13 protein-coding genes, 2 tRNA genes and 3 rRNA genes are annotated in these 26,662 nt (G+C 58.8%); 12 read left to right on the top strand and 6 right to left on the bottom strand.

Going from position 1 to position 26,662, the window contains the following annotated elements; genetic code table 11:
• Positions 1–16: 16 nt before the first annotated feature.
• On the top strand, positions 17–754 hold the full coding sequence (locus AB4O36_RS23015; RefSeq protein ID WP_460118382.1) for an ArsR/SmtB family transcription factor: 738 nt from the start codon (positions 17–19) through the stop codon (positions 752–754).
• A 67-nt stretch (positions 755–821) separates the two neighbouring features.
• Here AB4O36_RS23015 and AB4O36_RS23010 read toward each other — a convergent pair whose 3' ends face one another.
• On the bottom strand, positions 822–1,775 hold the full coding sequence (locus AB4O36_RS23010; RefSeq protein WP_460140352.1) for an adenosine deaminase: 954 nt from the start codon (positions 1,773–1,775) through the stop codon (positions 822–824).
• 195 nt (positions 1,776–1,970) lie between these two features.
• On the opposite strand from AB4O36_RS23010, the gene AB4O36_RS23005 reads away from it, so the two are divergent.
• Positions 1,971–3,062 carry a calcium:cation antiporter gene (locus AB4O36_RS23005; protein ID WP_460118378.1) on the top strand — a complete coding sequence of 364 codons (1,092 nt, stop codon included), beginning with the start codon at positions 1,971–1,973 and terminating at the stop codon, positions 3,060–3,062.
• A gap of 109 nt (positions 3,063–3,171) precedes the next feature.
• Here AB4O36_RS23005 and AB4O36_RS23000 read toward each other — a convergent pair whose 3' ends face one another.
• From AB4O36_RS23000 to AB4O36_RS22980, 5 genes are all read right to left on the bottom strand, one after another.
• Positions 3,172–4,530: an 8-oxoguanine deaminase gene (locus tag AB4O36_RS23000; RefSeq protein ID WP_460140351.1), complete on the bottom strand. Its 1,359-nt coding sequence runs from the start codon at positions 4,528–4,530 to the stop codon at positions 3,172–3,174.
• A gap of 279 nt (positions 4,531–4,809) precedes the next feature.
• Positions 4,810–5,496, bottom strand: coding sequence for an SDR family oxidoreductase (locus AB4O36_RS22995; RefSeq protein WP_460118374.1), 687 nt, complete (start codon positions 5,494–5,496; stop codon positions 4,810–4,812).
• Between the two features lie 608 nt (positions 5,497–6,104).
• A complete protein-coding gene (locus tag AB4O36_RS22990; protein ID WP_460140350.1) occupies positions 6,105–6,686 on the bottom strand; it encodes an IMPACT family protein in 582 nt (193 codons plus the stop codon).
• A gap of 7 nt (positions 6,687–6,693) precedes the next feature.
• Positions 6,694–7,344: a TetR/AcrR family transcriptional regulator gene (locus tag AB4O36_RS22985; RefSeq protein ID WP_460118370.1), complete on the bottom strand. Its 651-nt coding sequence runs from the start codon at positions 7,342–7,344 to the stop codon at positions 6,694–6,696.
• A gap of 95 nt (positions 7,345–7,439) precedes the next feature.
• A complete protein-coding gene (locus tag AB4O36_RS22980) occupies positions 7,440–8,360 on the bottom strand; it encodes a LysR family transcriptional regulator (RefSeq protein WP_460118368.1) in 921 nt (306 codons plus the stop codon).
• Between the two features lie 139 nt (positions 8,361–8,499).
• On the opposite strand from AB4O36_RS22980, the gene aptA reads away from it, so the two are divergent.
• The 10 genes from aptA (at position 8,500) to recD (ending at position 26,648) form a co-directional block, all read left to right on the top strand.
• Positions 8,500–9,849: an omega-aminotransferase AptA gene (gene aptA / locus AB4O36_RS22975; protein ID WP_460118367.1), complete on the top strand. Its 1,350-nt coding sequence runs from the start codon at positions 8,500–8,502 to the stop codon at positions 9,847–9,849.
• 64 nt (positions 9,850–9,913) lie between these two features.
• Positions 9,914–11,407 carry a CoA-acylating methylmalonate-semialdehyde dehydrogenase gene (locus tag AB4O36_RS22970; protein WP_460118365.1) on the top strand — a complete coding sequence of 498 codons (1,494 nt, stop codon included), beginning with the start codon at positions 9,914–9,916 and terminating at the stop codon, positions 11,405–11,407.
• 628 nt (positions 11,408–12,035) lie between these two features.
• Positions 12,036–13,572 (top strand): 16S ribosomal RNA (locus AB4O36_RS22965).
• 125 nt (positions 13,573–13,697) lie between these two features.
• Positions 13,698–13,774 (top strand) — tRNA-Ile (locus tag AB4O36_RS22960).
• Between the two features lie 10 nt (positions 13,775–13,784).
• Positions 13,785–13,860, top strand: a tRNA-Ala gene (locus AB4O36_RS22955).
• Positions 13,861–14,097: 237 nt separating this feature from the next.
• Positions 14,098–16,991, top strand: a 23S ribosomal RNA gene (locus tag AB4O36_RS22950).
• 146 nt (positions 16,992–17,137) lie between these two features.
• Positions 17,138–17,253, top strand: a 5S ribosomal RNA gene (gene rrf / locus AB4O36_RS22945).
• The 16S, 23S and 5S rRNA genes sit together here with 2 tRNA genes alongside, the layout of an rRNA operon.
• Positions 17,254–17,407: 154 nt before the next feature.
• A complete protein-coding gene (gene recC / locus AB4O36_RS22940; protein WP_460140349.1) occupies positions 17,408–20,860 on the top strand; it encodes an exodeoxyribonuclease V subunit gamma in 3,453 nt (1,150 codons plus the stop codon).
• Positions 20,857–24,543, top strand: a complete 3,687-nt coding sequence (gene recB / locus AB4O36_RS22935) for an exodeoxyribonuclease V subunit beta (RefSeq protein WP_460140348.1) — start codon at positions 20,857–20,859, stop codon at positions 24,541–24,543. Before recC ends, recB begins: the two co-directional genes overlap by 4 nt.
• Positions 24,540–26,648, top strand: a complete 2,109-nt coding sequence (recD, locus tag AB4O36_RS22930) for an exodeoxyribonuclease V subunit alpha (protein WP_460140347.1) — start codon at positions 24,540–24,542, stop codon at positions 26,646–26,648. The genes recB and recD overlap by 4 nt, the downstream gene beginning before the upstream one ends.
• Positions 26,649–26,662 lie beyond the last annotated feature (14 nt).

Here is a 26,662-nt window from a genome sequence, read left to right as displayed (position 1 = left end):
AACAGGGAGTGAATACATGGAACATGCACCTTGCATCAGCCAGATTGCCACGTTGCTGTCTGACCCAAAGCGCAGCGCAATGATGTGGGCCTTGATGGACGGCGCGGCGCGGCAGGCTGAAGAACTGGCATTGCTGGCCCGTCTGTCGCCGTCTTCGGCCAGTGCGCATCTGGGGCGTTTGTCCGCTGGAGGGCTGTTGAAGGTCGAAACCCGTGGCCGCAAGCGATTCTTCCGGCTGGCCGCACCTGAGGTCGGCGCGGCGATAGAGGCGTTGGCCAGTGCGACGATCGCCAGTACCCCTCGGGACATCCCCGAGGTGTTCAAGCGCAATACGGCGCCTGTCCCTATTCGCCAGACTGCGCCATCGTCCTTGTTGCGTGCGCGCCTGTGCGACGATCATCTGGGAGGGACGCTGGCCGCGGACCTCTATCAGCGCCTGCTGGACGCAGGCTGGATCGAACAGTTCGATCATCGGGTGTCGATTACGCACAAGGGCGCCACCGAACTGGCGAACCGCGGTGTGTTCGTCCAGGCATTGGCGCACAGCACCAGCAAGGCTGCCTGTGCCTGTCCCGACTGGAGTGAGAGACGTCCGCACATGGGCGGGTCGCTTGGGGCGGCTTTGCTGCAGTTGTTCATGCAGTCCGGCTGGCTGAGCCTGCCGAATGACTCCCGTGCGCTGCACATCACCTCGGCAGGGCAGCGGGAAATCCATCGCTTCGCCAAGGAAACCGAGCTGGAAATGGCGTTGTAGGAGGGAGCCGGGGAGACCTGAATCATGTGGGAGCGGGCTTGCTCCCACATGGGTAGAGCGGCGCTGCTTACGGCTTGACCAACCGGGCATCCAGGCTGTTTTGCGCCAGGCGTTTGGCCTGGTCCTGGGTCATGCCCAGGTCGGTGTACAGCGCGTGGAAGTTCTCGGTCACGTAGCCGCCGAAGTACGCCGGGTCATCCGAGTTCACCGTGACCTTCACACCGCGCTCGAGCATGTCGAGAATGTTGTGTTGGGACATATGGTCGAACACACAGAGCTTGGTGTTGGACAGCGGGCACACGGTCAACGGAATCTGCTCGTCAATGATCCGCTGCATCAGGCGCTCGTCTTCAATGGCGCGTACGCCATGGTCGATGCGCTGGATTTTCAGCAAGTCGAGGGCTTCCCAGATGTATTCCGGCGGGCCTTCTTCACCGGCGTGGGCAACGGTGAGGAAACCTTCGTGGCGGGCACGATCGAACACGCGCTGGAACTTGCTTGGCGGATGACCCATTTCCGAACTGTCGAGGCCGACGGCGACAAACGCATCACGGAACGGCAGCGCCTGATCGAGGGTTTTCTGTGCTTGCTCTTCGCTCAGGTGACGCAGGAAGCTCAGGATCAAACCGCTGGTGATGCCCAGTTGCTGCTCGCCATCTTTCAACGCGGCGGCAATGCCGTTGAGGACCACTTCGAAGGCAATGCCCCGGTCGGTGTGGGTCTGCGGGTCGAAGAACGGTTCGGTATGAACCACGTTCTGCGCCTTGCAGCGCAGCAGGTAGGCCCAGGTCAGGTCATAAAAATCCTGCGAGGTGCGCAGAACATCGGCGCCCTGGTAATAAAGGTCGAGAAATTCTTGCAGGTTGTTGAAGGCGTAGGCCTTGCGCAGGGTATCGACATCGTTCCAGGGCAGCGCGATCTTGTTGCGTTCGGCCAGGGCGAATAGCAGCTCGGGCTCCAGCGAACCCTCGAGGTGCAGGTGGAGTTCTGCCTTGGGCAGGGCGTTCAGCCAATCGTACATGTGTTGAAATCTCATCAGGTGCAATGGCGGCATTCTACAGATGATCACGGCGTTTATTGATAAAACCTGACTGGGCGGTTCATTCATTGCACGCCGAGACAACAATCGGGGACTAAGGTGTAACGAAACGTTAGCGGCGTCCCGCAGTCAGTAGCTCATGGCATCGCTTCGCGTCTTTCGGCATATAGGTCCGCAATGTTCACAATCCTCAAGCAAGAAAAGTTTCTGCTGCTGGCGCTGATCGCCGCATTCGTCGCCTACCCGCTGGAGCACTGGATGTTGCACAGTGGCCAGGTGATCGCGTTGATGGCCGGGCTGGTGCTGATTCTTTTCATCGTTGCTGCCTCCATGCGCGTTGCACACCATGCGGAATTGCTCGCGGAGAAGGTCGGCGACCCTTATGGCACGATGATCCTGACGCTGGCAGCGGTGTTGGTTGAAGTGGTGATCCTGGCGATCATGATGAGTAATGAAGCATCGCCGACGTTGGTGCGCGATACGATCTACTCAGCCGTGATGCTCGACATCAACGGCATCCTTGGTCTTGCCGCGTTGATGGGCGGCATCAAGCACGGCGAACAGTCCTATAACGATGACTCTGCGCGCAGCTACAGCGTGATGATCCTCACGGCCATGGGCGTTTCGATGGTGGTGCCGGAGTTCATTCCGGAGGCCAAATGGAAAATGTATTCGGCCTTCACCATTGGGGCCATGGTCGTGCTCTACACATTGTTCCTGCGCATGCAGGTCGGGCCGCACAGTTACTTTTTCAGCTACAGCTATCCGGAAAAACGTCGTAGAAAAGAGCCCATGGAGCAGGAGCCAAAACCCGTCAGCCTGGCGCTGTCCATCGGCATCCTGGTGTTTGGCGTGATCGTGATTGGCGCCCTGGCAGAGGTCATGTCCAAGACGCTGGACCTGGGCCTGGAGGGCACGGGAGCACCGCCGGTGATCACAGCGATTCTGGTGGCGGCGATTTCCGCGGCGCCGGAGATCCTGACCGCATTGCGTGCTGCGCTGGCCAACCGCATGCAGTCGGTCGTCAACATCGCCATGGGGGCATCGTTGTCAACGGTGATCCTGACGGTGCCGGTGATGGAAGCGATGGCGCTCTACACCGGACAACCCTTTCAGATGGCGATGACGCCCGTGCAGACCGTGATGATTTTTCTCACGCTGATTGTCAGTGCGATCAACCTCAACGACGGCGAAACCAACGCCATTGAGGGGATGACCCACTTTGTGTTGTTCGCCACCTTCATCATGTTGTCGGTGTTGGGGCTGTAACGTTCCCTGTAGGAGCGAGCTTGCTCGCGATGCGTTATGACGGACACATTGATGGTGACTGACACGCCGCTATCGCGAGCAAGCTCGCTCCTACAGGGGGAGTGTTGTGTCAGGCGCCAGCGATCAACTGCCGCGCCGCCTGACTGTGATCGGCAATCAAGCCTTTGAGATCCAGCCCTTCAACTTGTCCGTCGATCACCCGCCACTGGCCGCCGACCATGACTCGATCCGCCCGGTCCGCACCGCACAACAGCAGCGCCGACACCGGATCATGACTGCCGGAAAACCGCAGTTCATCGAGTTTGAACAGCGCAAGGTCTGCCTGTTTGCCTACCGCCAATTCACCAATGTCGTTGCGACCGAGCAACTGCGCTGATCCCTTGGTTGCCCAACCCAGCACACGTTCCGGGGTGATCTTCTCGGCGCCGTACCGCAAGCGCTGTATGTACAGCGCTTGCCGTGCTTCGAGGATCATGTTCGACGCATCGTTGGACGCCGAGCCGTCCACGCCCAGGCCCAGTGGCGCCCCGGCATCGGTCAGTTCGATACTCGGGCAAATGCCGGATGCCAGGCGCATGTTCGAGCTTGGGCAGTGACAAATACCGGTGCCGGCGGCGCCCAGGCGAGCAATTTCATCCGTGTTGAAATGGATGCCGTGGGCCAGCCAGGTACGCGGGCCGAGCCAGCCGACGCTGTCCAGGTAGTCCACCGTGCGCAGGCCGAAGCGTTGCAGGCAGAAATCTTCTTCGTCCAGGGTTTCGGCCAGGTGCGTGTGCAGACGTACATCGAGTTTATTCGCCAACTCGGCGCTGGCCGACATGATGTCCTGGGTCACCGAGAACGGCGAGCAGGGCGCCAGGGCGATCTGGATTTGCGCGCCATCGCCACGTTCGTGGTACTCGGCAATCAGGCGCTGGCTGTCGTCGAGAATCACTTGGCCTTCCTGCACGGTTTGCTGCGGGGGCAGGCCGCCGTCCTTTTCGCCCAGGCTCATGGACCCGCGCGTCAGCATCGCGCGCATGCCCAGTTCGCGCACGCTCTGAACCTGCACGTCGATGGCATTTTCCAGGCCGTCCGGAAACAGGTAGTGGTGATCGGCGGCCGTGGTGCAGCCCGACAGCAGAAGTTCGGCCAACGCCACCTTGGTGGCCAGAGCGAGTTTTTCCGGGGTGAGGCGCGCCCAGACCGGGTAAAGGGTTTTCAGCCACGGAAACAATGGCTGATTGACCACCGGCGCCCAGGCGCGGGTCAGGGTTTGATAGAAATGGTGATGGGTGTTGATCAGGCCGGGGAGGATCACATGCTCGCGGGCATCGAACACCTGTCCACAGGGCGCGGATGGCTGCTGCCCGGCGGCGAGCACTTCGACGATCACACCGTCTTGCACGACCAGGCCACCACGGGCATCGAGGCCATTGGCCGTGAAGATTGAAAGGGGATTTTTTAACCAGGTACGGGTCGCAGGCATGGTGGCCGGCTCCTCTGAAAGTGGGTTCAGGTTAGCCAGCTCAGTGATTACCCTGTCTGCTGATCCAGGGTCGCCGTGGGGGCGAAGTGCCCAGTGTCAGATAAAAGTGCGTGGTGGGCAAGCCTCGGTCGACCAACCGGCATGCTTGCCCCTGAGCCTGTAGGAGCGAGCATGCTCGCGATGGAAGCCCAGGCACCGCGGGCATCCAGACAACCCGCGTCTTCGTTAACGACCATCGCGAGCATGCTCGCTCCTACAGGGGGGCGGGGTCGCCTGTGGTTACCAGGGAATAACGTCACCCCGATAGTTCACAAAGTGATGCCCACCCTTGCCGACATACGCATTGACCTGATCAATCAGCCCCCGCGTGCTGGTCTCCACATCCAAGTCGGCACCCTCACCGCCCATGTCGGTTTTCACCCAGCCCGGGTGCAGCGACAGCACGGTCATTTTCTGTTCGCCCAGTTGGGTGACAAAGCTGTTGGTCATGGAGTTCAGTGCTGCCTTGCTCGCCTTGTACAACGCCAGCTCCGGTGCGTCCGGCATGGTGACGCTGCCCAGCACCGAACTCATGAAGGCGAGCACGCCGGTGTCGGGGCGAATCTGCCCGACGAAGCGCTGCGCCAGATTGATCGGCGCCACCGCATTGGTGAAAAACAACTGACCCACCTGCGCCAGCGTCGCACCGCCTGGCGTCTGCACCTCTGGTCCCTTGACTCCGGCATTGACGAACAACAGGTCAAACATCTCACCCTTGAGTTGCTGGCTCAACGCGATGACCGCCTGTTGATCGTCCATGTCGAGCTTTTCGATCCGCACCTTGCCCAATGCCTGCAAGGCGTCGGCGCCTTTTGGATTACGTACGGTGGCGGTAACTTGCCAGCCATCAGCCAGCAAGGTTTTCACCAGGCCCAGACCCAGGCCCCGAGAGGCTCCAATGATGAGTGCGGTTTTGACCTTGGACATACGCGGGTTCCTTGAAAGTGACGTTCACGGATTTAATGGACAACGTTGGCCGAGCCGTTATTGCAATTCGCTGCGCACCGATGCGCATCCTGACGTTTCGAGAAGGGGCTAGACCCTGGAGCATACTCCAGGCGTAAGCCTTGATGCTCCCAAAATGATGGAGCGGCACCCATTTGGACTTCGACGCAGCAACGCAAACCGGTGGGCAAGAGTGCCTGGTATGACCTGATCGTGAAGGCTGCGTTTGCCACATGGCGCAGGTATTGCCGGTGGGCGGCGACTGATCAAAAAATAACCAACCTCAACCAACCCAGGCCGGACATGAAACCGGGCCAGCCATAAACGGGTTATCCACAGATTGCTCCACAGTATTTGTGCGCAATCGCCAAAGTCGGGCATAAGCCCGGCTCGGCTATCTTCTAAAGGTGATAAACCGAGTTAACTGGTTGTTTTGAAGCATATTTTCAGTATTTGAAGAAAAATTGAACGAAAAATGAGCAATGCCCGCAAAGCCGCATGACAGAAGGGTTACAGCACGATGTGCTCAGGTTATCCACAGCCGGGTGCACAGTAGATGTGGGCAATGTTCTGGTTCTAACGAATCGCAGTCAGCGTTGCAGCCGAATGCGTCCGCGACTCAGATCCGCGAGCTGCTTTTGCAGGGTGTCGATCTGTGCCTCGCCTATCGCCAGTTGCATCTCGACACCGTTGGCGGTGAAGGTTTCTTCCACCACCAGGCCCCCGAGTTCCGCCACCCGTAGTTTTACCAGCGTCAGTTCTGCGAATCCGCACGCGCAGCTCACGGGCACGCGACTGATGAGCTCTACTTTCGGCGCCGCTTGCAGGCATTTGTTGGCGCCACCGCCATAAGCGCGGGCCAGGCCACCCGTGCCCAGTTGAATGCCGCCATACCAGCGGATCACCAGTACCACCACCTGATCGCAATCCTGTGCTTCGATCGCCGCTAGAATCGGTCGGCCAGCCGTGCCGCCGGGCTCGCCGTCATCGGTGCTGCGGTACTGATCGCCCAGCTTCCAGGCCCAGCAGTTGTGCGTGGCATTCAAGTCGCTGTGCTGTTCGATGAACGCCTGGGCTTCGGCAGGGCTGCCGATTGGCGCGGCGTAGGTGATGAAGCGGCTTTTACGAATCTCTTCGCGGTATTCGCAAAAGCTGCTGAGGGTAAAAGGCATAAGTGTCTTAAATAGTTGGAGTCAGGCCGCAGCCCTTGAGAATGATGCGGATCAGGTTATCGCCGGCCTCTTCCATGTCCTGTTTGGTCAACTTGGTGCGACCGCTGACCCGACAGATCTGCGTGGCGAAGTCGGCGTAATGCTGGGTGCTGCCCCAGAGCAGGAAGATCAGGTGAACCGGATCCACCGGGTCCATTTTACCGGCCTCGATCCACGCCTGGAACACCGCCGCCCGGCCCTGGAACCAGGCGCGGTAGTCCTGGTTGAAATACTCGGTCAGGCATTCGCCGCCGCTGATCACCTCCATGGCGAAAATGCGCGAGGCTTGAGGTTGGCGGCGGGAGAACTCCATTTTTGCGCGGATGTAACGGGTCAACGCTTCGGCCGGATCATCCTCGGCCGTGAGGCTGTTGAACGTGGCGTCCCATAATTGCAGGATGTTGCTCAGCACCGCCACATACAACCCCAGTTTATTGGTGAAGTAGTAATGCAGATTGGCCTTGGGCAAACCGGCGTTCAGGGCGATGGTATTCATGCTCGTGCCTTTGAACCCGTGACGGGCGAACTCGTCTTCGGCGGCTTTGATGATGGTCTCTTCGTTCTTCTGACGAATGCGGCTGGCAGGTTTGCCGGCGTGAGCGGGAACTTCAAAGGTCATGGGCACTTCCGGACAGGTGGGTGGGTGCAAGCAGTGCGTTGATAGCGCACCGACAGGGTCCCCGACAAGTCTTGATGCAATAAAACCCGTGCGGATCAGCGTGTGGCCGCCAGGCTTTCCAGGAAACTTTCCAGTACCAGGTGCGCGCGTCGGCCTTTTCGGGTTACCGAGGCCAGGCTCAGATCATAGAAACGAGCTTTGGGTTTCAGTGCTCGCAGGCGACCTTGTTGCACCCAGAGGCCGGCGTAGTGGTCCGGCAGATAGCCGATGTAGCGGCCGGTCAGGATCAGGAACGCCATGCCTTCGCGGTCCGAAGCGCTGGCCGTGCAATTGAGCGCCTGGTAATGCGCCTGGATTTCTGCCGGCAAGCGGAACGTCGGAGCGATTGCGTCCTGACTATTGAGGCGCTCGTCGTCCAGTTGCTTGTCGTCGACGTAAAACAATGGATGTCCCACCGCGCAGTACAGCAGCGAGCGTTCACTGTAGAGCGGTTGATACTCGAGACCGGACAGCGCGCTCGCCTGTGGCACCACGCCCACGTGCAGGCGGCCGTCGAGCACGCCCTGTTCGACCTCGTTGGGGGCGATCATGCGGATCTGAATCTGCACGTCCGGCCCACGCTCCTTCAATTGTGCCAATGCGTGGGTGATGCGCATGTGGGGCAGGGTGACGAGGTTGTCGGTCAGGCCGATGATCAATTCGCCGCGCAAGTGTTGATGCAGGCCGTTGACCTCGGTGCGGAAACTTTCCAGCGCGCTTAATAGCTGCAACGCCGACTGGTAAACCTCGCGACCTTCCTCTGTCAGGGAAAATCCAGCGCGACCGCGTTGGCAAAGGCGCAGGCCGAGGCGCTGTTCGAGGTCGCTCATTTGCTGGCTGATCGCCGAGCGCCCGATGCCCAGCACCGTTTCTGCTGCCGAGAAACCTCCGCACTCCACCACGCTGCGGAAGATGCGCAACAGGCGGATATCAAAGTCGCTGACTTGTGCCAGCGGATCGGGACGGCGGCTACTCATGCGCTGTGTGCTCAAAGTTTAGTGAGGGGCAGACTGAACATTACAAAAGTTGGATTTCACCGACTTTATCCTCGTGGCAATTTAGCTGCAAGAACGCTGTTCATCTCCATGCCGCTTATCGCCCTTTGAGGTTTTGCCCATGAATCTGCCTGAAAATGCACCGACTGCCCTGGCCAGCCAGCTCAAGCTTGATGCTCACTGGATGCCATACACCGCCAACCGCAATTTCCAGCGTGATCCGCGACTGATCGTGGGGGCAGAAGGCAGTTGGTTGGTGGACGACAAGGGGCGCAAGGTCTACGACTCCCTGTCCGGTCTGTGGACCTGCGGCGCCGGGCATACCCGCAAGGAAATCCAGGACGCGGTGGCCAAGCAACTGGGCACCCTCGATTATTCGCCGGGCTTCCAGTACGGCCACCCGCTGTCGTTCCAATTGGCCGAGAAAATCACCGACCTGACGCCAGGTAACCTCAATCATGTGTTCTTCACTGATTCGGGTTCCGAATGCGCGGATACGGCGGTGAAAATGGTCCGCGCCTACTGGCGTCTGAAAGGCCAGTCGACCAAGACCAAGATGATCGGCCGTGCCCGTGGTTACCATGGTGTGAACATTGCCGGCACCAGCCTTGGCGGTGTCAACGGCAACCGCAAGCTGTTTGGTCAGGCGATGATGGACGTCGACCACCTGCCGCACACCCTGCTGGCGAGCAATGCGTATTCACGTGGCATGCCAAAAGAGGGCGGCATTGCCCTGGCGGATGAACTGCTCAAACTGATCGAACTGCATGACGCATCGAACATTGCCGCCGTATTCGTCGAGCCAATGGCCGGTTCTGCTGGTGTGCTGGTTCCGCCAGAGGGTTACCTCAAGCGCCTGCGTGAGATCTGCGATCAGCACAATATCCTGCTGGTGTTCGATGAAGTGATCACCGGTTTCGGTCGTACCGGCACCATGTTCGGCGCCACCACTTTTGGTGTGACCCCCGATTTGATGTGCATCGCCAAGCAAGTCACCAACGGCGCGATACCGATGGGCGCGGTGATTGCCAGCACCGAGATCTACCAGACTTTCATGAACCAGGCGACGCCTGAGTACGCGGTGGAATTCCCGCACGGCTACACCTATTCCGCGCACCCGGTGGCTTGTGCTGCAGGTCTTGCAGCCCTGGATCTGCTGCAAAAGGAAAACCTGGTGCAGAGCGTGGCCGAAGTCGCGCCGCATTTCGAACAAGCACTGCATGGCTTGAAGGGGTCGAAAAACATCATCGACATTCGTAACTTTGGCCTGGCCGGCGCAATCCAGATCGCGCCTCGTGACGGCGACGCCATCGTGCGTCCGTTCGAAGCGGGCATGGCGCTGTGGAAAGCGGGCTTCTACGTACGCTTCGGTGGGGACACCCTGCAATTTGGCCCAACCTTCAACAGCAAGCCGCAGGACCTCGATCGCCTGTTCGATGCGGTCGGCGAAGTGCTGAACAAGATCGATTGATTCTCCCTTCTATATATGGCGCCCCGCGACGGGGCGCCTGTGAACAACTTTTCAGGAGCCCCGCATGAGCGTTATCCCGCATTTGATCAATGGCGAACTGGTCACCGAAGACGGTCGCTCGACCGACGTGTTCAACCCCTCCACCGGCAAGGCGATCCACAAGCTGCCGTTGGCCAGCCGTGAAACCATTCAGAAAGCCATCGATTCGGCCAAGGCTGCGTTTCCAGCCTGGCGCAACACGCCGGCAGCCAAGCGTGCTCAGGTGATGTTCCGGTTCAAGCAATTGCTGGAACAGAACGAGGCGCGTATCGCTCAACTGATCAGCGAAGAGCACGGCAAGACGCTGGAAGATGCGGCGGGTGAACTGAAGCGCGGTATCGAGAACGTCGAGTTCGCCTGTGCGGCACCGGAAATCCTCAAGGGTGAGTACAGCCGCAATGTGGGTCCGAACATCGATGCCTGGTCGGATTTCCAACCGTTGGGCGTGGTGGCCGGTATTACGCCGTTCAACTTCCCGGCGATGGTGCCGCTGTGGATGTACCCGCTGGCGATCGTCTGCGGTAACTGCTTCATCCTCAAGCCATCCGAGCGTGATCCAAGTTCGACACTGCTGATCGCGCAACTCCTGCTGGAAGCGGGCTTGCCCAAAGGTGTGCTGAGCGTGGTGCATGGCGACAAGGCCGCCGTGGATGCGTTGATCGAAGCACCGGAAGTCAAGGCGCTGAGCTTTGTCGGCTCGACACCGATTGCCGAGTACATCTATTCCGAGGGCACCAAGCGCGGCAAGCGTGTCCAGGCGTTGGGTGGGGCGAAGAACCATGCGGTGCTGATGCCGGATGCGGATCTGGATAACGCGGTCAGCGCATTGATGGGGGCGGCGTACGGCTCCTGCGGCGAGCGTTGCATGGCGATCTCGGTGGCCGTATGTGTGGGCGACCAGGTGGCCGACGCGCTGGTGGCTAAATTGGTGCCGCAGATCAAGGCGCTGAAGATCGGTGCGGGCACTAACTGCGGTCTGGACATGGGGCCTCTGGTTACCGGTCAGGCTCGCGACAAAGTCAGCGGCTATGTGGAAGACGGTGTAGCCAGCGGTGCGAAACTGGTGGTCGATGGTCGTGGCCTGACCGTGGCCGGCCATGAAGAAGGTTTTTTCCTGGGTGGCTGCCTGTTCGATAACGTCACTCCAGAAATGCGCATCTATAAAGAAGAGATCTTCGGGCCGGTGTTGTGCGTGGTTCGCGTGAACAGCCTGGAAGAGGCCATGCAACTGATCAACGATCACGAATATGGCAACGGCACCTGCATCTTCACCCGTGACGGTGAAGCGGCGCGGTTGTTCTGTGATGAGATCGAGGTCGGCATGGTCGGCGTCAACGTGCCATTGCCGGTGCCGGTGGCTTATCACAGCTTCGGCGGTTGGAAGCGTTCGCTGTTTGGCGATCTGCATGCCTACGGTCCTGATGGTGTGCGTTTCTACACCCGTCGCAAAGCCATCACCCAGCGCTGGCCACAGCGTGCAAGCCATGAAGCATCGCAGTTCGCTTTCCCTAGCTTGTAAGTAGAAGGGAAGAAAGCCGAGCCCCTTGGGGCTCGGCTTTCTTGTTTTTGGGGGCTTTTTTGACCCATATGACAGAAATATGAAAATAGGTGTTGACGGCAGATTCTGGACGTCTATAATTCGCCCCACTTCCGGCGCAGTCGAAACGGAAAACTCCTTGGTAAACAACGAGTTACGCGGTTTTCGGCAGTGTTCAGCTTCAGATCATCGAAGCCTGGAAGGAGTCGGTCAGGCAGGAAGTTGTCGCTTGATAGGCGGTTCGATCTTCTCGGTCGAAAGCGGTGAAAAAGAGGTGTTGACAGCAGCGTGTAACGCTGTAGAATTCGCCTCCCGCTGACGAGAGATCGGAAGCGCAAGTGGTTGAAGTTGCAGAGGAAACTTTGAAAACTTCTTAAAATAACCGCTTGACAGATGCACCAGGCGCTGTAGAATGCGCGCCTCGGTTGAGACGAAAGCTCTTAACCAACCGCTCTTTAACAACTGAATCAAGCAATTCGTGTGGGTGCTTGTGGAGTCAGACTGCTAGTCAACAGATTATCAGCATCACAAGTTACTCCGCGAGAAATCAAAGATGTAACCAACGATTGCTGAGCCAAGTTTAGGGTTTTCTCAAAACCCAAAGATGTTTGAACTGAAGAGTTTGATCATGGCTCAGATTGAACGCTGGCGGCAGGCCTAACACATGCAAGTCGAGCGGTAGAGAGAAGCTTGCTTCTCTTGAGAGCGGCGGACGGGTGAGTAATGCCTAGGAATCTGCCTGGTAGTGGGGGATAACGTCCGGAAACGGACGCTAATACCGCATACGTCCTACGGGAGAAAGCAGGGGACCTTCGGGCCTTGCGCTATCAGATGAGCCTAGGTCGGATTAGCTAGTTGGTGAGGTAATGGCTCACCAAGGCGACGATCCGTAACTGGTCTGAGAGGATGATCAGTCACACTGGAACTGAGACACGGTCCAGACTCCTACGGGAGGCAGCAGTGGGGAATATTGGACAATGGGCGAAAGCCTGATCCAGCCATGCCGCGTGTGTGAAGAAGGTCTTCGGATTGTAAAGCACTTTAAGTTGGGAGGAAGGGTTGTAGATTAATACTCTGCAATTTTGACGTTACCGACAGAATAAGCACCGGCTAACTCTGTGCCAGCAGCCGCGGTAATACAGAGGGTGCAAGCGTTAATCGGAATTACTGGGCGTAAAGCGCGCGTAGGTGGTTTGTTAAGTTGGATGTGAAAGCCCCGGGCTCAACCTGGGAACTGCATTCAAAACTGACAAGCTAGAGTATGGTAGAGGGTGGTGGAATTTCCTGTGTAGCGGTGAAATGCGTAGATATAGGAAGGAACACCAGTGGCGAAGGCGACCACCTGGACTGATACTGACACTGAGGTGCGAAAGCGTGGGGAGCAAACAGGATTAGATACCCTGGTAGTCCACGCCGTAAACGATGTCAACTAGCCGTTGGGGACCTTGAGTCTTTAGTGGCGCAGCTAACGCATTAAGTTGACCGCCTGGGGAGTACGGCCGCAAGGTTAAAACTCAAATGAATTGACGGGGGCCCGCACAAGCGGTGGAGCATGTGGTTTAATTCGAAGCAACGCGAAGAACCTTACCAGGCCTTGACATCCAATGAGCTTTCCAGAGATGGATTGGTGCCTTCGGGAGCATTGAGACAGGTGCTGCATGGCTGTCGTCAGCTCGTGTCGTGAGATGTTGGGTTAAGTCCCGTAACGAGCGCAACCCTTGTCCTTAGTTACCAGCACGTTATGGTGGGCACTCTAAGGAGACTGCCGGTGACAAACCGGAGGAAGGTGGGGATGACGTCAAGTCATCATGGCCCTTACGGCCTGGGCTACACACGTGCTACAATGGTCGGTACAGAGGGTTGCCAAGCCGCGAGGTGGAGCTAATCCCACAAAACCGATCGTAGTCCGGATCGCAGTCTGCAACTCGACTGCGTGAAGTCGGAATCGCTAGTAATCGCGAATCAGAATGTCGCGGTGAATACGTTCCCGGGCCTTGTACACACCGCCCGTCACACCATGGGAGTGGGTTGCACCAGAAGTAGCTAGTCTAACCTTCGGGAGGACGGTTACCACGGTGTGATTCATGACTGGGGTGAAGTCGTAACAAGGTAGCCGTAGGGGAACCTGCGGCTGGATCACCTCCTTAATCGACGACTCAGCTGCTCCATGAGCTCCCACACGAATTGCTTGATTCATTGAAGAAGACGATTAGAAGCAGCTCCAAGCTTAAAGCTGCAAGCTTCAAGTTTGATTGCGCTAAGCATCAAAATTGGGTCTGTAGCTCAGTTGGTTAGAGCGCACCCCTGATAAGGGTGAGGTCGGCAGTTCGAATCTGCCCAGACCCACCAATTTTGTTATGGGGCCATAGCTCAGCTGGGAGAGCGCCTGCCTTGCACGCAGGAGGTCAGCGGTTCGATCCCGCTTGGCTCCACCATTAACTGCTTCTACTTGTTAGAGTTTAGAAATGAATATTCCGTTGTGAATATTGATTTCTAGTCTTTGATTAGATCGTTCTTTAAAAATTTGGGTATGTGATAGAAAGATAGACTGGACGTTACTTTCACTGGTAACGGATCAGGCTAAGGTAAAATTTGTGAGTGACTCTTAAGAGTTTTGCGAATTTTCGGCGAATGTCGTCTTCACAGTATAACCAGATTGCTTGGGGTTATATGGTCAAGTGAAGAAGCGCATACGGTGGATGCCTTGGCAGTCAGAGGCGATGAAAGACGTGGTAGCCTGCGAAAAGCTTCGGGGAGTCGGCAAACAGACTTTGATCCGGAGATGTCTGAATGGGGGAACCCAGCCATCATAAGATGGTTATCTTAAGCTGAATACATAGGCTTAAGAGGCGAACCAGGGGAACTGAAACATCTAAGTACCCTGAGGAAAAGAAATCAACCGAGATTCCCTTAGTAGTGGCGAGCGAACGGGGACTAGCCCTTAAGTGGCTTTGAGATTAGCGGAACGCTCTGGAAAGTGCGGCCATAGTGGGTGATAGCCCTGTACGCGAAAGTCTCTTAGTCATGAAATCGAGTAGGACGGAGCACGAGAAACTTTGTCTGAATATGGGGGGACCATCCTCCAAGGCTAAATACTACTGACTGACCGATAGTGAACTAGTACCGTGAGGGAAAGGCGAAAAGAACCCCGGAGAGGGGAGTGAAATAGATCCTGAAACCGTATGCGTACAAGCAGTGGGAGCAGACTTTGTTCTGTGACTGCGTACCTTTTGTATAATGGGTCAGCGACTTATATTCAGTGGCGAGCTTAACCGAATAGGGGAGGCGTAGCGAAAGCGAGTCTTAATAGGGCGTTTAGTCGCTGGGTATAGACCCGAAACCGGGCGATCTATCCATGGGCAGGTTGAAGGTTAGGTAACACTGACTGGAGGACCGAACCGACTACCGTTGAAAAGTTAGCGGATGACCTGTGGATCGGAGTGAAAGGCTAATCAAGCTCGGAGATAGCTGGTTCTCCTCGAAAGCTATTTAGGTAGCGCCTCATGTATCACTGTAGGGGGTAGAGCACTGTTTCGGCTAGGGGGTCATCCCGACTTACCAAACCGATGCAAACTCCGAATACCTACAAGTGCCGAGCATGGGAGACACACGGCGGGTGCTAACGTCCGTCGTGAAAAGGGAAACAACCCAGACCGTCAGCTAAGGTCCCAAAGTTATGGTTAAGTGGGAAACGATGTGGGAAGGCTTAGACAGCTAGGAGGTTGGCTTAGAAGCAGCCACCCTTTAAAGAAAGCGTAATAGCTCACTAGTCGAGTCGGCCTGCGCGGAAGATGTAACGGGGCTCAAACCATACACCGAAGCTACGGGTATCATCTTCGGATGATGCGGTAGAGGAGCGTTCTGTAAGCCTGTGAAGGTGAGTTGAGAAGCTTGCTGGAGGTATCAGAAGTGCGAATGCTGACATGAGTAACGACAATGGGTGTGAAAAACACCCACGCCGAAAGACCAAGGTTTCCTGCGCAACGTTAATCGACGCAGGGTTAGTCGGTCCCTAAGGCGAGGCTGAAAAGCGTAGTCGATGGAAAACAGGTTAATATTCCTGTACTTCTGGTTATTGCGATGGAGGGACGGAGAAGGCTAGGCCAGCTTGGCGTTGGTTGTCCAAGTTTAAGGTGGTAGGCTGGAATCTTAGGTAAATCCGGGATTCTAAGGCCGAGAGCTGATGACGAGTGTTCTTTTAGAACACGAAGTGGTTGATGCCATGCTTCCAAGAAAAGCTTCTAAGCTTCAGGTAACCAGGAACCGTACCCCAAACCGACACAGGTGGTTGGGTAGAGAATACCAAGGCGCTTGAGAGAACTCGGGTGAAGGAACTAGGCAAAATGGCACCGTAACTTCGGGAGAAGGTGCGCCGGTGAGGGTGAAGGACTTGCTCCGTAAGCCCATGCCGGTCGAAGATACCAGGCCGCTGCGACTGTTTATTAAAAACACAGCACTCTGCAAACACGAAAGTGGACGTATAGGGTGTGACGCCTGCCCGGTGCCGGAAGGTTAATTGATGGGGTTAGCTAACGCGAAGCTCTTGATCGAAGCCCCGGTAAACGGCGGCCGTAACTATAACGGTCCTAAGGTAGCGAAATTCCTTGTCGGGTAAGTTCCGACCTGCACGAATGGCGTAACGATGGCGGCGCTGTCTCCACCCGAGACTCAGTGAAATTGAAATCGCTGTGAAGATGCAGTGTATCCGCGGCTAGACGGAAAGACCCCGTGAACCTTTACTATAGCTTTGCACTGGACTTTGAATTTGCTTGTGTAGGATAGGTGGGAGGCTTTGAAGCGTGGACGCCAGTTCGCGTGGAGCCATCCTTGAAATACCACCCTGGCAACTTTGAGGTTCTAACTCAGGTCCGTTATCCGGATCGAGGACAGTGTATGGTGGGTAGTTTGACTGGGGCGGTCTCCTCCTAAAGAGTAACGGAGGAGTACGAAGGTGCGCTCAGACCGGTCGGAAATCGGTCGTAGAGTATAAAGGCAAAAGCGCGCTTGACTGCGAGACAGACACGTCGAGCAGGTACGAAAGTAGGTCTTAGTGATCCGGTGGTTCTGTATGGAAGGGCCATCGCTCAACGGATAAAAGGTACTCCGGGGATAACAGGCTGATACCGCCCAAGAGTTCATATCGACGGCGGTGTTTGGCACCTCGATGTCGGCTCATCACATCCTGGGGCTGAAGCCGGTCCCAAGGGTATGGCTGTTCGCCATTTAAAGTGGTACGCGAGCTGGGTTTAGAACGTCGTGAGACAGTTCGGTCCCTATCTGCCGTGGACGTTTGAGATTTGAGAGGGGCTGCTCCTAGTACGAGAGGACCGGAGTGGACGAACCTCTGGTGTTCCGGTTGTCACGCCAGTGGCATTGCCGGGTAGCTATGTTCGGGAAAGATAACCGCTGAAAGCATCTAAGCGGGAAACTTGCCTCAAGATGAGATCTCACTGGAACCTTGAGTTCCCTGAAGGGCCGTCGAAGACTACGACGTTGATAGGTTGGGTGTGTAAGCGCTGTGAGGCGTTGAGCTAACCAATACTAATTGCCCGTGAGGCTTGACCATATAACACCCAAGCAATTTGAGTCGAAAGGCCAGATTGCGGTGTTGTGAAGACGAAACGAACCGAAAGTTTGCAGCTCACAAAGCACCGAAAGCCATCACATACCCGATTCGCTGGAATGTCGAAAGACACGTCAGCTCAAGAATTTCTTGACGACCATAGAGCATTGGAACCACCTGATCCCATCCCGAACTCAGCAGTGAAACGATGCATCGCCGATGGTAGTGTGGGGTTTCCCCATGTGAGAGTAGGTCATCGTCAAGATTAAATTCCGAAACCCCAATTGCGAAAGCAGTTGGGGTTTTGTTTTGCCCGCAAGAAAAGCTTCGCTACCCACGGCAGGCGGCTGCGGCTGTCACGATCAGCCGACAATGCTAAGGTTCGCCCCTGGCTTTTGTAATTTTCCAAGGATGCCTTTATGCCGGACGCGACGTCCCTCAGTGCTGGTTTTATGGTGGTTCACGGCAACCGCCTGGACGAGTTGCGCAGTCTGGTGGTCAGCTGGATGCGCCGCTACCCGCTGGCTCCCCTGGAAAATGAAATCGCCCTGGTGCAGAGCAACGGCATCGCCCAATGGCTGAAGCTGGCATTGGCAGAAGACCCGGAAGAAGACGACATGGGCGGCTGCGGTATCGCCGCCGCGATCGACGTGCAGTTGCCGGGCAGCTTCATGTGGCAGCTCTATCGCATGGTCCTGGGTCGTGACGAAATCCCGGTCAAATCCCTGCTTGATAAAGCCCCGCTGACCTGGCGCCTGATGCGCCTGCTCCCCCAGTTGATCGACCAACCACACTTCGAACCGCTGCAACGCTTTCTGACCCATGACACCGATCTGCGCAAACGCTACCAACTGGCCGAGCGACTGGCTGACCTGTTCGACCAATATCAGGTCTACCGTGCCGACTGGCTGGAGGACTGGGCTGACGGTCGTCATCAATTGCGCAACGTACGCGGTGAAGCCAAGCCCCTGACGCCCGCCAACTGCTGGCAGGCTGAACTGTGGCGTGCACTGCTGCTGGACGTCGGTGAGGAGGGCATGTCGCAAAGCCGAGCGGGTGTCCATCAACGCTTTATCGAACGTATCAACAACCTCGACGCCGCCCCCGCCGGGTTACCTTCACGAGTGATCGTTTTCGGAATTTCCTCATTGCCCGCCCAGGCACTGGAAGCCCTCGCCGGGCTGTCCCGTTTCAGTCAGGTTCTGTTGTGCGTCCATAACCCGTGCCGCCACCACTGGGCGGACATCGTCGCGGACAAGGACCTGCTGCGTCATCAGTACAAGCGTCAGGCGCGCAAGAGCGGCATGCCGGTAGTGCTGGACTCCCAGACTTTGCATCAGCATGCCCATCCGCTGTTGGCTGCCTGGGGTAAGCAAGGGCGCGACTACATCAACCTGCTCGACAGCTACGACGATCCCAACAGTTACCGTTCGGCGTTCCGCGATGGGCGCATCGATCTGTTCAGTGACGGCCAGCCACTGAACATGCTCAATCAACTGCAGGACGACATTCTCGAATTGCGCCCCCTGAATGAAACCCGAGAACGCTGGCCAGCGGTCGACCTGAAAGTCGATCAATCGATTCGTTTCCATGTTGCTCACAGCGCCCAACGCGAAGTGGAAATCCTCCACGACCAGTTGCTTGCACGCTTCAGTGCCGACAAAGACCTGAATCCACGCGACATCATCGTGATGGTTCCCGAAATCGACAGCTATGCACCCCACATACGGGCCGTGTTCGGCCAGCTCGATCGCAATGACCCGCGCTTCATTCCGTTCACGCTCGCCGACCAGGGCCAGCGCGGTCGTGATCCATTGCTGATTGCCGTCGAACACCTGCTCAAGCTGCCCGACAGTCGATTCCCCGTCAGCGAAATTCTTGACCTGCTCGACGTTCCTGCCCTGCGCACCCGCTTCGGGGTCGAGGAACGGGACCTGCCCACCCTGCATCGCTGGATCGAAGGCGCCGGCATTCGGTGGGGCATGAACGCCGACCAACGTGCCGGCCTCGGCCTGCCTCAGGAGCTGGAGCAAAACAGCTGGCGGTTTGGCCTGCGGCGGATGCTGCTTGGTTATGCGGTGGGCAGTGGCGGTGCCTGCGAGGGGATCGAACCCTATGACGAAATTGGTGGGCTGGACGCGGCACTCATCGGTCCTTTGGTGGCTTTGCTTGATGCACTGGAGGTGGCGCATCAGGAGCTGTCCGAGCCCGCTGCTCCCCTTCAATGGAGCCAGCGATTGCAGGCCCTGATGCAACTGTTTTTCCTGGCCAGCAATGAGCATGACGACTACCTGCTCACCCAACTCGAAGAGCTACGCGAAACCTGGCTGCAGACCTGTGAGTCGGTGGGCCTCAACGATCACCTGCCGTTGACCGTCGTCCGCGAAGCCTGGCTCGCCGGCCTCGATCAGGGGCGTTTGTCCCAGCGTTTTCTCGCCGGTGCGGTGAACTTTTGCACCTTGATGCCAATGCGGGCAATCCCCTTCAAGCTGGTGTGCTTGCTGGGCATGAACGACGGTGATTATCCGCGTGCGCAACCGCCACTGGACTTCGACCTGATGGGCAGTGACTACCGCCCCGGCGACCGCTCCCGTCGCGAAGATGATCGCTATCTGCTGCTCGAAGCCCTGCTGTCGGCACGCGATCAACTGTACGTCAGCTGGGTCGGCCGCAGCATTCGCGACAACAGCGAGCGGCCCGCCTCGGTGTTGATCGGTCAACTGCGTGACCACCTCGCCAGCGGCTGGCGATTGCATGCTGGCGGCGAAGACCTGCTTGAGGCCATGACCCAGGAGCACCCGCTGCAACCGTTCAGCGCCCGTTACTTTCATGAGGGCGACAACCTGTTCAGTTACGCGAACGAATGGCAAGCGCTTCACCAAGGCATCGAGTCCATGGCCGACGCCAGCATCCTGCCACCTTTCGTGCAGGAAGAGCCGCTGAGCCTCGGCCAGTTACAGGACTTCCTGCGCAACCCTGTCCGACATTTCTTCAGCCAGCGACTGAAAGTGTTTTTCGAAGCCGCTGAAGTACCCCTGGCCGATGAGGAGCCCTTTGTCCTTGACGCGTTGCAACGCTACAGCCTCAGCGACAGCCTGCTCGGCGCCGCACTGGCGCGAATCGACCTGGCGGACGAGGTGTTGGAGTTCCAGGCCAAACGTCTGCAAAACAGTGGGCTGTTGCCCATGGCCGGTTTTGGCGAGCGCCTGCAACGTGAGTTGATCGAGCCGCTGCCTGATCTGTTGCAACGCTATCAACAGCTTCTGGCGTTATGGCCGACACCTCTGAACAGCGCACTGCCGATCAATGTCCAATTCCAGGATTTGCGCCTGGAGGGCTGGCTCAGTGGCCTGCATCAGCGGGCTGATGGTGGGCTATTGTCGGTCACTACGATCCCTAACAGCATCGGCTCGATCAAGGCGCGAAAATGGCATCGCCTCACTCGTCCGTGGGTCAATCACCTGGTGGCCTGCGCCAGTGGCCTGCCGATGACCACCGCGTTGGTGGCCAGTGACGACAGTCTGCTGTTGCCGCCGCTGGAGCAGGAGGCGGCCTGGCGAACGCTCGGCGACTTGCTGCAGGCGTGGCAGACCGGCATGCGCCAGCCACTTCCCGTCGCGGTGAAGACGGCGTTTGCCTGGCTCGGTCAGACCGATCCCGCCAAGGCCGACGCCGCTGCCCGCAAAGCCTATGAAGGGGATGGATTGACCACTGACGGTGAGCGGCGTGAAAGCCCGGCACTCAGCCGCCAGTTCGCCGACTACGACGCGTTGGTCGCCGACGAGACGTTTCCCGATTGGTGCACCGCTTTGTATAAACCCATCGTTGACGCTCCCTGGCGTTCATTGACCAGCGAGGAAGCGCGCGCATGACCACCCAGACACCGCTGGCCCTGGCGTTCCCGCTGCGCGGCAGCCAACTGATCGAAGCCAGCGCCGGCACCGGCAAGACCTTTACCATTTCCGCGTTGTACCTGCGCCTGGTCCTCGGTCACGGTGGCGAGTCGAACGGTTACGGGCGTGAATTGTTGCCGCCGCAAATCCTTGTCGTGACCTTCACTGATGCCGCGACCAAGGAGCTGCGCGAACGCATTCGTACGCGTCTGGCTGAGGCCGCGCGGTTTTTCCGCGATGAGACACCGTCGCCCGATGCGCTGATTGCCGAGTTACGTGAGCAGTACACGCCTGAACAATGGCCCGGCTGCGCGAACCGGCTGGACATCGCCGCGCAATGGATGGATGAAGCGGCCGTTTCGACGATTCACAGTTGGTGCCAGCGCATGTTGCGCGAGCACGCCTTCGACAGCGGCAGCCTGTTTACCCAGACCCTGGAAACCGATCACAGCGATTTGCTGGGCGAGGTCCTGCGCGATTACTGGCGTCTGTTCTGCTACCCGATGCAAGGCGATGCACTGGACTGGGTGCGCAGTAACCTGGGCGGTCCGGCCGCGTTGTTGCCGCGCGTGCGTGGTCTGTTCGCCACTGCACGGGATGGCGAAGAAGGCATGGCCCCCGCCGATCTGATCGTCGAGTGCCTGCACGAGCGGCGCGCTGCCCTGGTCGATCTGAAAAGCCCCTGGCGCCAATGGGCGGACGAGTTGCTCGCCATCTGCCATGAAGGGGTGGCGAGCAAAAGTGTCGACGGTCGCAAGATGCAGGCGCGTTACTTCGAGCCTTGGTTCGAGAAACTGAAGGCCTGGGCGGAAGACGAAGCGCTAGAGCAACTGGACATCGGCACGGGCTTCACCCGCCTGACGCCCGATGGCATGGCCGAGGCCTGGAAGACGGGTGCGGCGCCTGGCCATCCGGGGCTGGATGCCATGGCGGGTCTCAAGGCCAGCCTGGATGCCTTGCCCACACCCGATGCCGCTGTTCTGCAACACGCTGCCCGTTGGGTGAGTGCACGGTTCGAGGCCGAGAAGCGTCGCCGGGCGGAAATGGGTTTCGACGACATGTTGCTGCGCCTCGATGCTGCGCTGCAAGCCGACGGCGGCGAGCGTCTGGCGACCCTGATTCGCGAGCAATTTCCGGTGGCGTTGATCGATGAGTTCCAGGACACCGACCCGGTGCAGTACCGGATCTTCGAAAGCATTTATCGCATCGAGGACAATAACCCCGAATGCGGTCTGTTCCTGATCGGCGACCCCAAGCAGGCGATCTACGCCTTCCGTGGCGCCGACATCTACACCTACCTTCGTGCCCGTCAGGCGACCGCCGGGCGACTGCACACCCTGGGTACCAACTTCCGCTCCAGTCATGGCATGGTCGGGGCGGTCAACCATGTGTTTGAACGCGCGGAGTCGCGGGAGACCGGGCGCGGCGCGTTCCTGTTTCGTGAGCAGGGCGGCGAGAACCCGGTGCCGTTTTTGTCGGTGGCGTCCCAGGGACGCAAGGAAGCCTTGAGCATCGATGGACAGGTCGTGCCCGCGCTGAACATCTGGCATCTGTCGGCCGATCAACCACTGTCGGGCGCGGTCTATCGCCAGCAACTCGCCGCCGCGTGCGCCAGTCGTATCACCGCGTTGCTCAACGGCGGGCAACAAGGCACGGCGGGATTCGTCCAGGACGGCAAAGCGTTCAAAGGCCTGTTGCCGGCGGACATCGCGATCCTGGTACGCGACGGCAACGAGGCCCAGGCCATCCGTGCCGAACTGTCAGCCCGGGGCGTGCGCAGCGTTTACCTTTCCGACAAGGACTCGGTGTTCGCCGCCCAGGAAGCCCACGACCTGCTGACCTGGCTCAAGGCCTGCGCGGAACCGGATGTCGAGCGTCCGCTGCGAGCGGCACTGGCCAGTCTCACCTTGAATCTGTCGCTGGCCGAGCTGGAGCGTTTGAATCAGGATGAGCTGGCCTGGGAAACGCGGGTCATGCAGTTCCGTGGTTACCGTGAGCTATGGCGCAAGCAGGGTGTGTTGCCGATGCTGCGACGTTTGCTGCATGACTTCCAACTGCCTCAAGCCTTGATCGCGCGCCATGACGGCGAGCGGGTGCTGACCAACCTGTTGCACCTGTCCGAGTTGTTGCAGCAGGCCGCCGCTGAACTCGATGGGGAGCAGGCGTTGATTCGCCATTTGTCCGAGCACCTGGCGTTGTCCGGCCAGGCGGGCGAAGAGCAGATCCTGCGCCTGGAGAGCGACGAGCAACTGGTCAAGGTCGTGACCATTCACAAATCCAAGGGCCTGGAGTATCCGCTGGTGTTCCTGCCGTTCGTGTGTTCGACAAAACCTGTCGATGGCAGCCGTTTGCCCCTGCATTACCACGATGAAGCGGGCGATGCCCAGGTCAGCCTGAAGCCCACGCCTGCATTGATCGCCCTCGCGGATGATGAACGGCTGGCCGAGGACCTGCGTTTGCTTTACGTCGCCCTGACCCGTGCCCAGCATGCGTGCTGGCTCGGTGTGACCGACCTCAAGCGCGGCAATAACAACAGCTCGGTGTTGCACCTGTCGGCCCTGGGTTATCTGTTGGGCGGTGGTGCGCCCCTGGCGGAATCGTCCGGGTTGCAGCGCTGGTTGGACGACTTGCAGCAGGACTGCCCGGCGTTGCACTACGGCCAGATGCCCGAGCCGACTGACGAGCATTACCAGCCGCCGCAAAACGTGGCCACCTTGCTCCCGGCCCTGATCCCCACGCGCAAGGCCAGCGAGAACTGGTGGATCGCCTCCTACAGTGCCCTGCGCATCGGCGATAGCCTGAGCGCGGGCGAAGCCCCGGAAAGCCCACAGGCACAAAAACTGTTCGATGATGAGCGTCTCGATCCCGAAGCACCGCGTGAGATGGTGACGGGCGGTGCCGATATCCATCGCTTCCCGCGTGGTCCGAACCCCGGCACCTTTCTTCATGGCCTGCTCGAATGGGCGGGTGATGAAGGCTTCGCCGCCACGCCGCAAGAGGTGGAAGACGCCATTGCCCGGCGTTGCAATCGCCGTGGCTGGGAAGGCTGGATCACCACGCTGAGTGACTGGTTGCAGCACGTGCTCAAGTCGCCATTGCCTGTGGGCGTCGGTCAGCCCCCTGTGATACTTGCGCAGTTGCGACAGTACCGGGTGGAGATGGAGTTCTGGTTCGCCAGCCACAGGGTCGATGTACTCAAACTCGATGAACTGGTGCGTCAGTACACTCACAACGGTGTCGCCCGTGTCGCTGCTGAGCCGGTGCTGCTCAACGGCATGTTCAAGGGCTTCATCGACCTGACATTCGAACACGACGGTCGTTACTACGTGGCCGATTACAAGTCCAACTGGCTAGGCGTCGATGACGCGGCGTACACCGAGCAAGCCATGGAACAGTCGATTCTCGACAATCGCTACGACCTTCAATACGTGCTCTATCTGTTGGCGTTGCATCGCCAACTGAAGGCTCGACTTGCCGATTACGATTACGACCGGCATGTCGGCGGCGCGTTGTATCTGTTTCTGCGCGGCACCCGTGCGGCTTCGCAAGGCGTGTACTTCGCCCGGCCGCCCAAAGCCTTGATCGAACGTCTGGACCGGTTGTTCCAGGGCAAACCGGAACCCAAGGCCGAACCGGCCTGGGAGCAGGGAGAACTGCTATGAGTCGCACCTTCGCCGATCTGCTGCCGATGCCCCTGGCCGCTGAAAGCCTGGCCAGCCTGGCACCCCTGAGTCGCGCCGATGATTTGCTGCTGTTGCTCACGCGTTGGGTCGAACGCGGCTGGTTGCGCGCGCTGGACAAGGCCTTCGTCGCCTTCCTGCATGAACTCGCCCCGGAGGACGATCCACTGGTGCTGCTGGCGGCGGCGCTGACCAGCCATCAACTGGGTCACGGACACGTTTGCCTGGACCTGTTCGAAACGCTCAAGGAGCCGGACTTCGCCCTCTCGTTACCCCCGGAAGGTGACGTGCAAGGCGGCGCGATGCTGTTGCCCTCGCAGTTGCTGGCGAGCCTCGACGGCGCCCACTGGTGCAAGGTCCTGGCCTCCAGTCGCCTGGTCGCCTTGTCCGCCGATGACAGCGAAACGGCGCAGCAACGACCATTGGTGTTGTCTGGAAAACGCTTGTACCTGCGGCGCTACTGGGCCTACGAACGACGTATCGATAACGCGCTGCGCTTGCGCCTGGCGGAGCACGAGTCGACACCTGCTGACCTGCCGCAACGTCTCACGGGCCTGTTTGGCCAGGCCAGTGCCGATCAGCCGATCGACTGGCAAAAACTCGCCTGTGCCTTGGCCACCCGCAGCGCGTTCAGCATCGTCACGGGTGGTCCCGGAACCGGCAAGACCACCACCGTCGTGCGCCTGTTGGCCTTGCTCCAGGCGCCGGCGGTGGAAGCTGGCAATCCGCTGCGCATCCGTCTTGCCGCGCCGACCGGTAAAGCGGCGGCGCGGTTGACGGAGTCCATCAGCCAGCAGGTTCGGTCGCTGGAAGTTGCAGAGGCCGTGCGGGAAAAAATTCCATCGGACGTCACCACCGTGCACCGCCTGCTGGGTAGTCGCCCCGGCACTCGACATTTCCGACACAACGCCGGCAATCGTCTGCCGCTGGATGTGCTGGTGGTGGACGAAGCCTCGATGATCGACCTCGAAATGATGGCCAACCTGCTCGATGCCATGCCGGACCATGCCCGGCTGGTACTGCTGGGTGACAAGGATCAACTGGCGTCAGTGGAAGCTGGTGCCGTGCTGGGTGATTTATGCCGCGACGCCGAAGCCGGCTGGTACAGCCCGCAGACGCGGCAGTGGCTGCAATCGGTCAGCGGCGAACACCTGGAAAACAGCGGTTTGCAGGAAGACACCCAAGGTGCGCACCCGCTGGCGCAACAGGTAGTGATGCTGCGCCACTCGCGACGGTTCGGGGAGGGCAGCGGTATCGGCTTGCTGGCGCGCAGGGTCAACCAGCAACAGCCTGAAGAAGCGCGCACATTGCTGGCGGCGCGCAGCCATGACGATGTGTTTTCCCTGCCGTTGAAGGGAGAGCAGGATCGGGCGCTGGAGCGCTTGTTGCTTGAGGGGCATGGCGAAGGCCCGCAAGGGTATCGGCATTATCTAAATGTGTTGCACGACCGACGCCCCGCACTCGATAGCCCCCTCGACGATGCGCGGTGGATCGAGTGGGCGCGCGATGTGCTGCAAGCCTTCGATGCCTTCCAGCTCCTGTGCGCGGTGCGCAAGGGGCCCTGGGGAGTGGAGGGCCTCAATCAGCGCGTGACTGACGCGCTGCTCAAGGCGCGGCTGATCGACGGTCATCAGCAATGGTACGAAGGTCGGCCAGTGTTGATGACCCGCAACGACTATGGCCTGGGTCTGATGAATGGTGACATTGGCATCGCCCTCAAACTGCCTGAGCGTGACGGCCCACAAGCGGGGCGTCATGTATTGCGCGTGGCATTCCCGCGCAACGATGGTCAGGGCGGCGTGCGTTTTGTCCTGCCGAGCCGACTGAATGATGTCGAAACGGTGTACGCCATGACGGTGCACAAGTCGCAAGGCTCCGAGTTCGCCCACACCGCGCTGATTTTGCCTGACGCCCTGAACCCGGTGCTGACCAAGGAACTGATCTACACCGGCATCACCCGGGCCAAGCATTGGTTCACCCTGATCGAACCGCGTAAGGGCGTATTTGAGGAGGCCGTGCAGCGCAAGGTCAAGCGACTGAGTGGTTTGATGCTGGCGCTGGAAGAAGGGGCTTCTGTGGCGGGGTAAAGACGCAGTTCCGG

It is taken from the genome of Pseudomonas sp. S2_E01 (genome assembly GCF_054668365.1).
The sequence above is the reverse complement of the archived record's forward strand: the minus strand, read 5'-3'. Positions and strand labels throughout refer to the sequence as shown.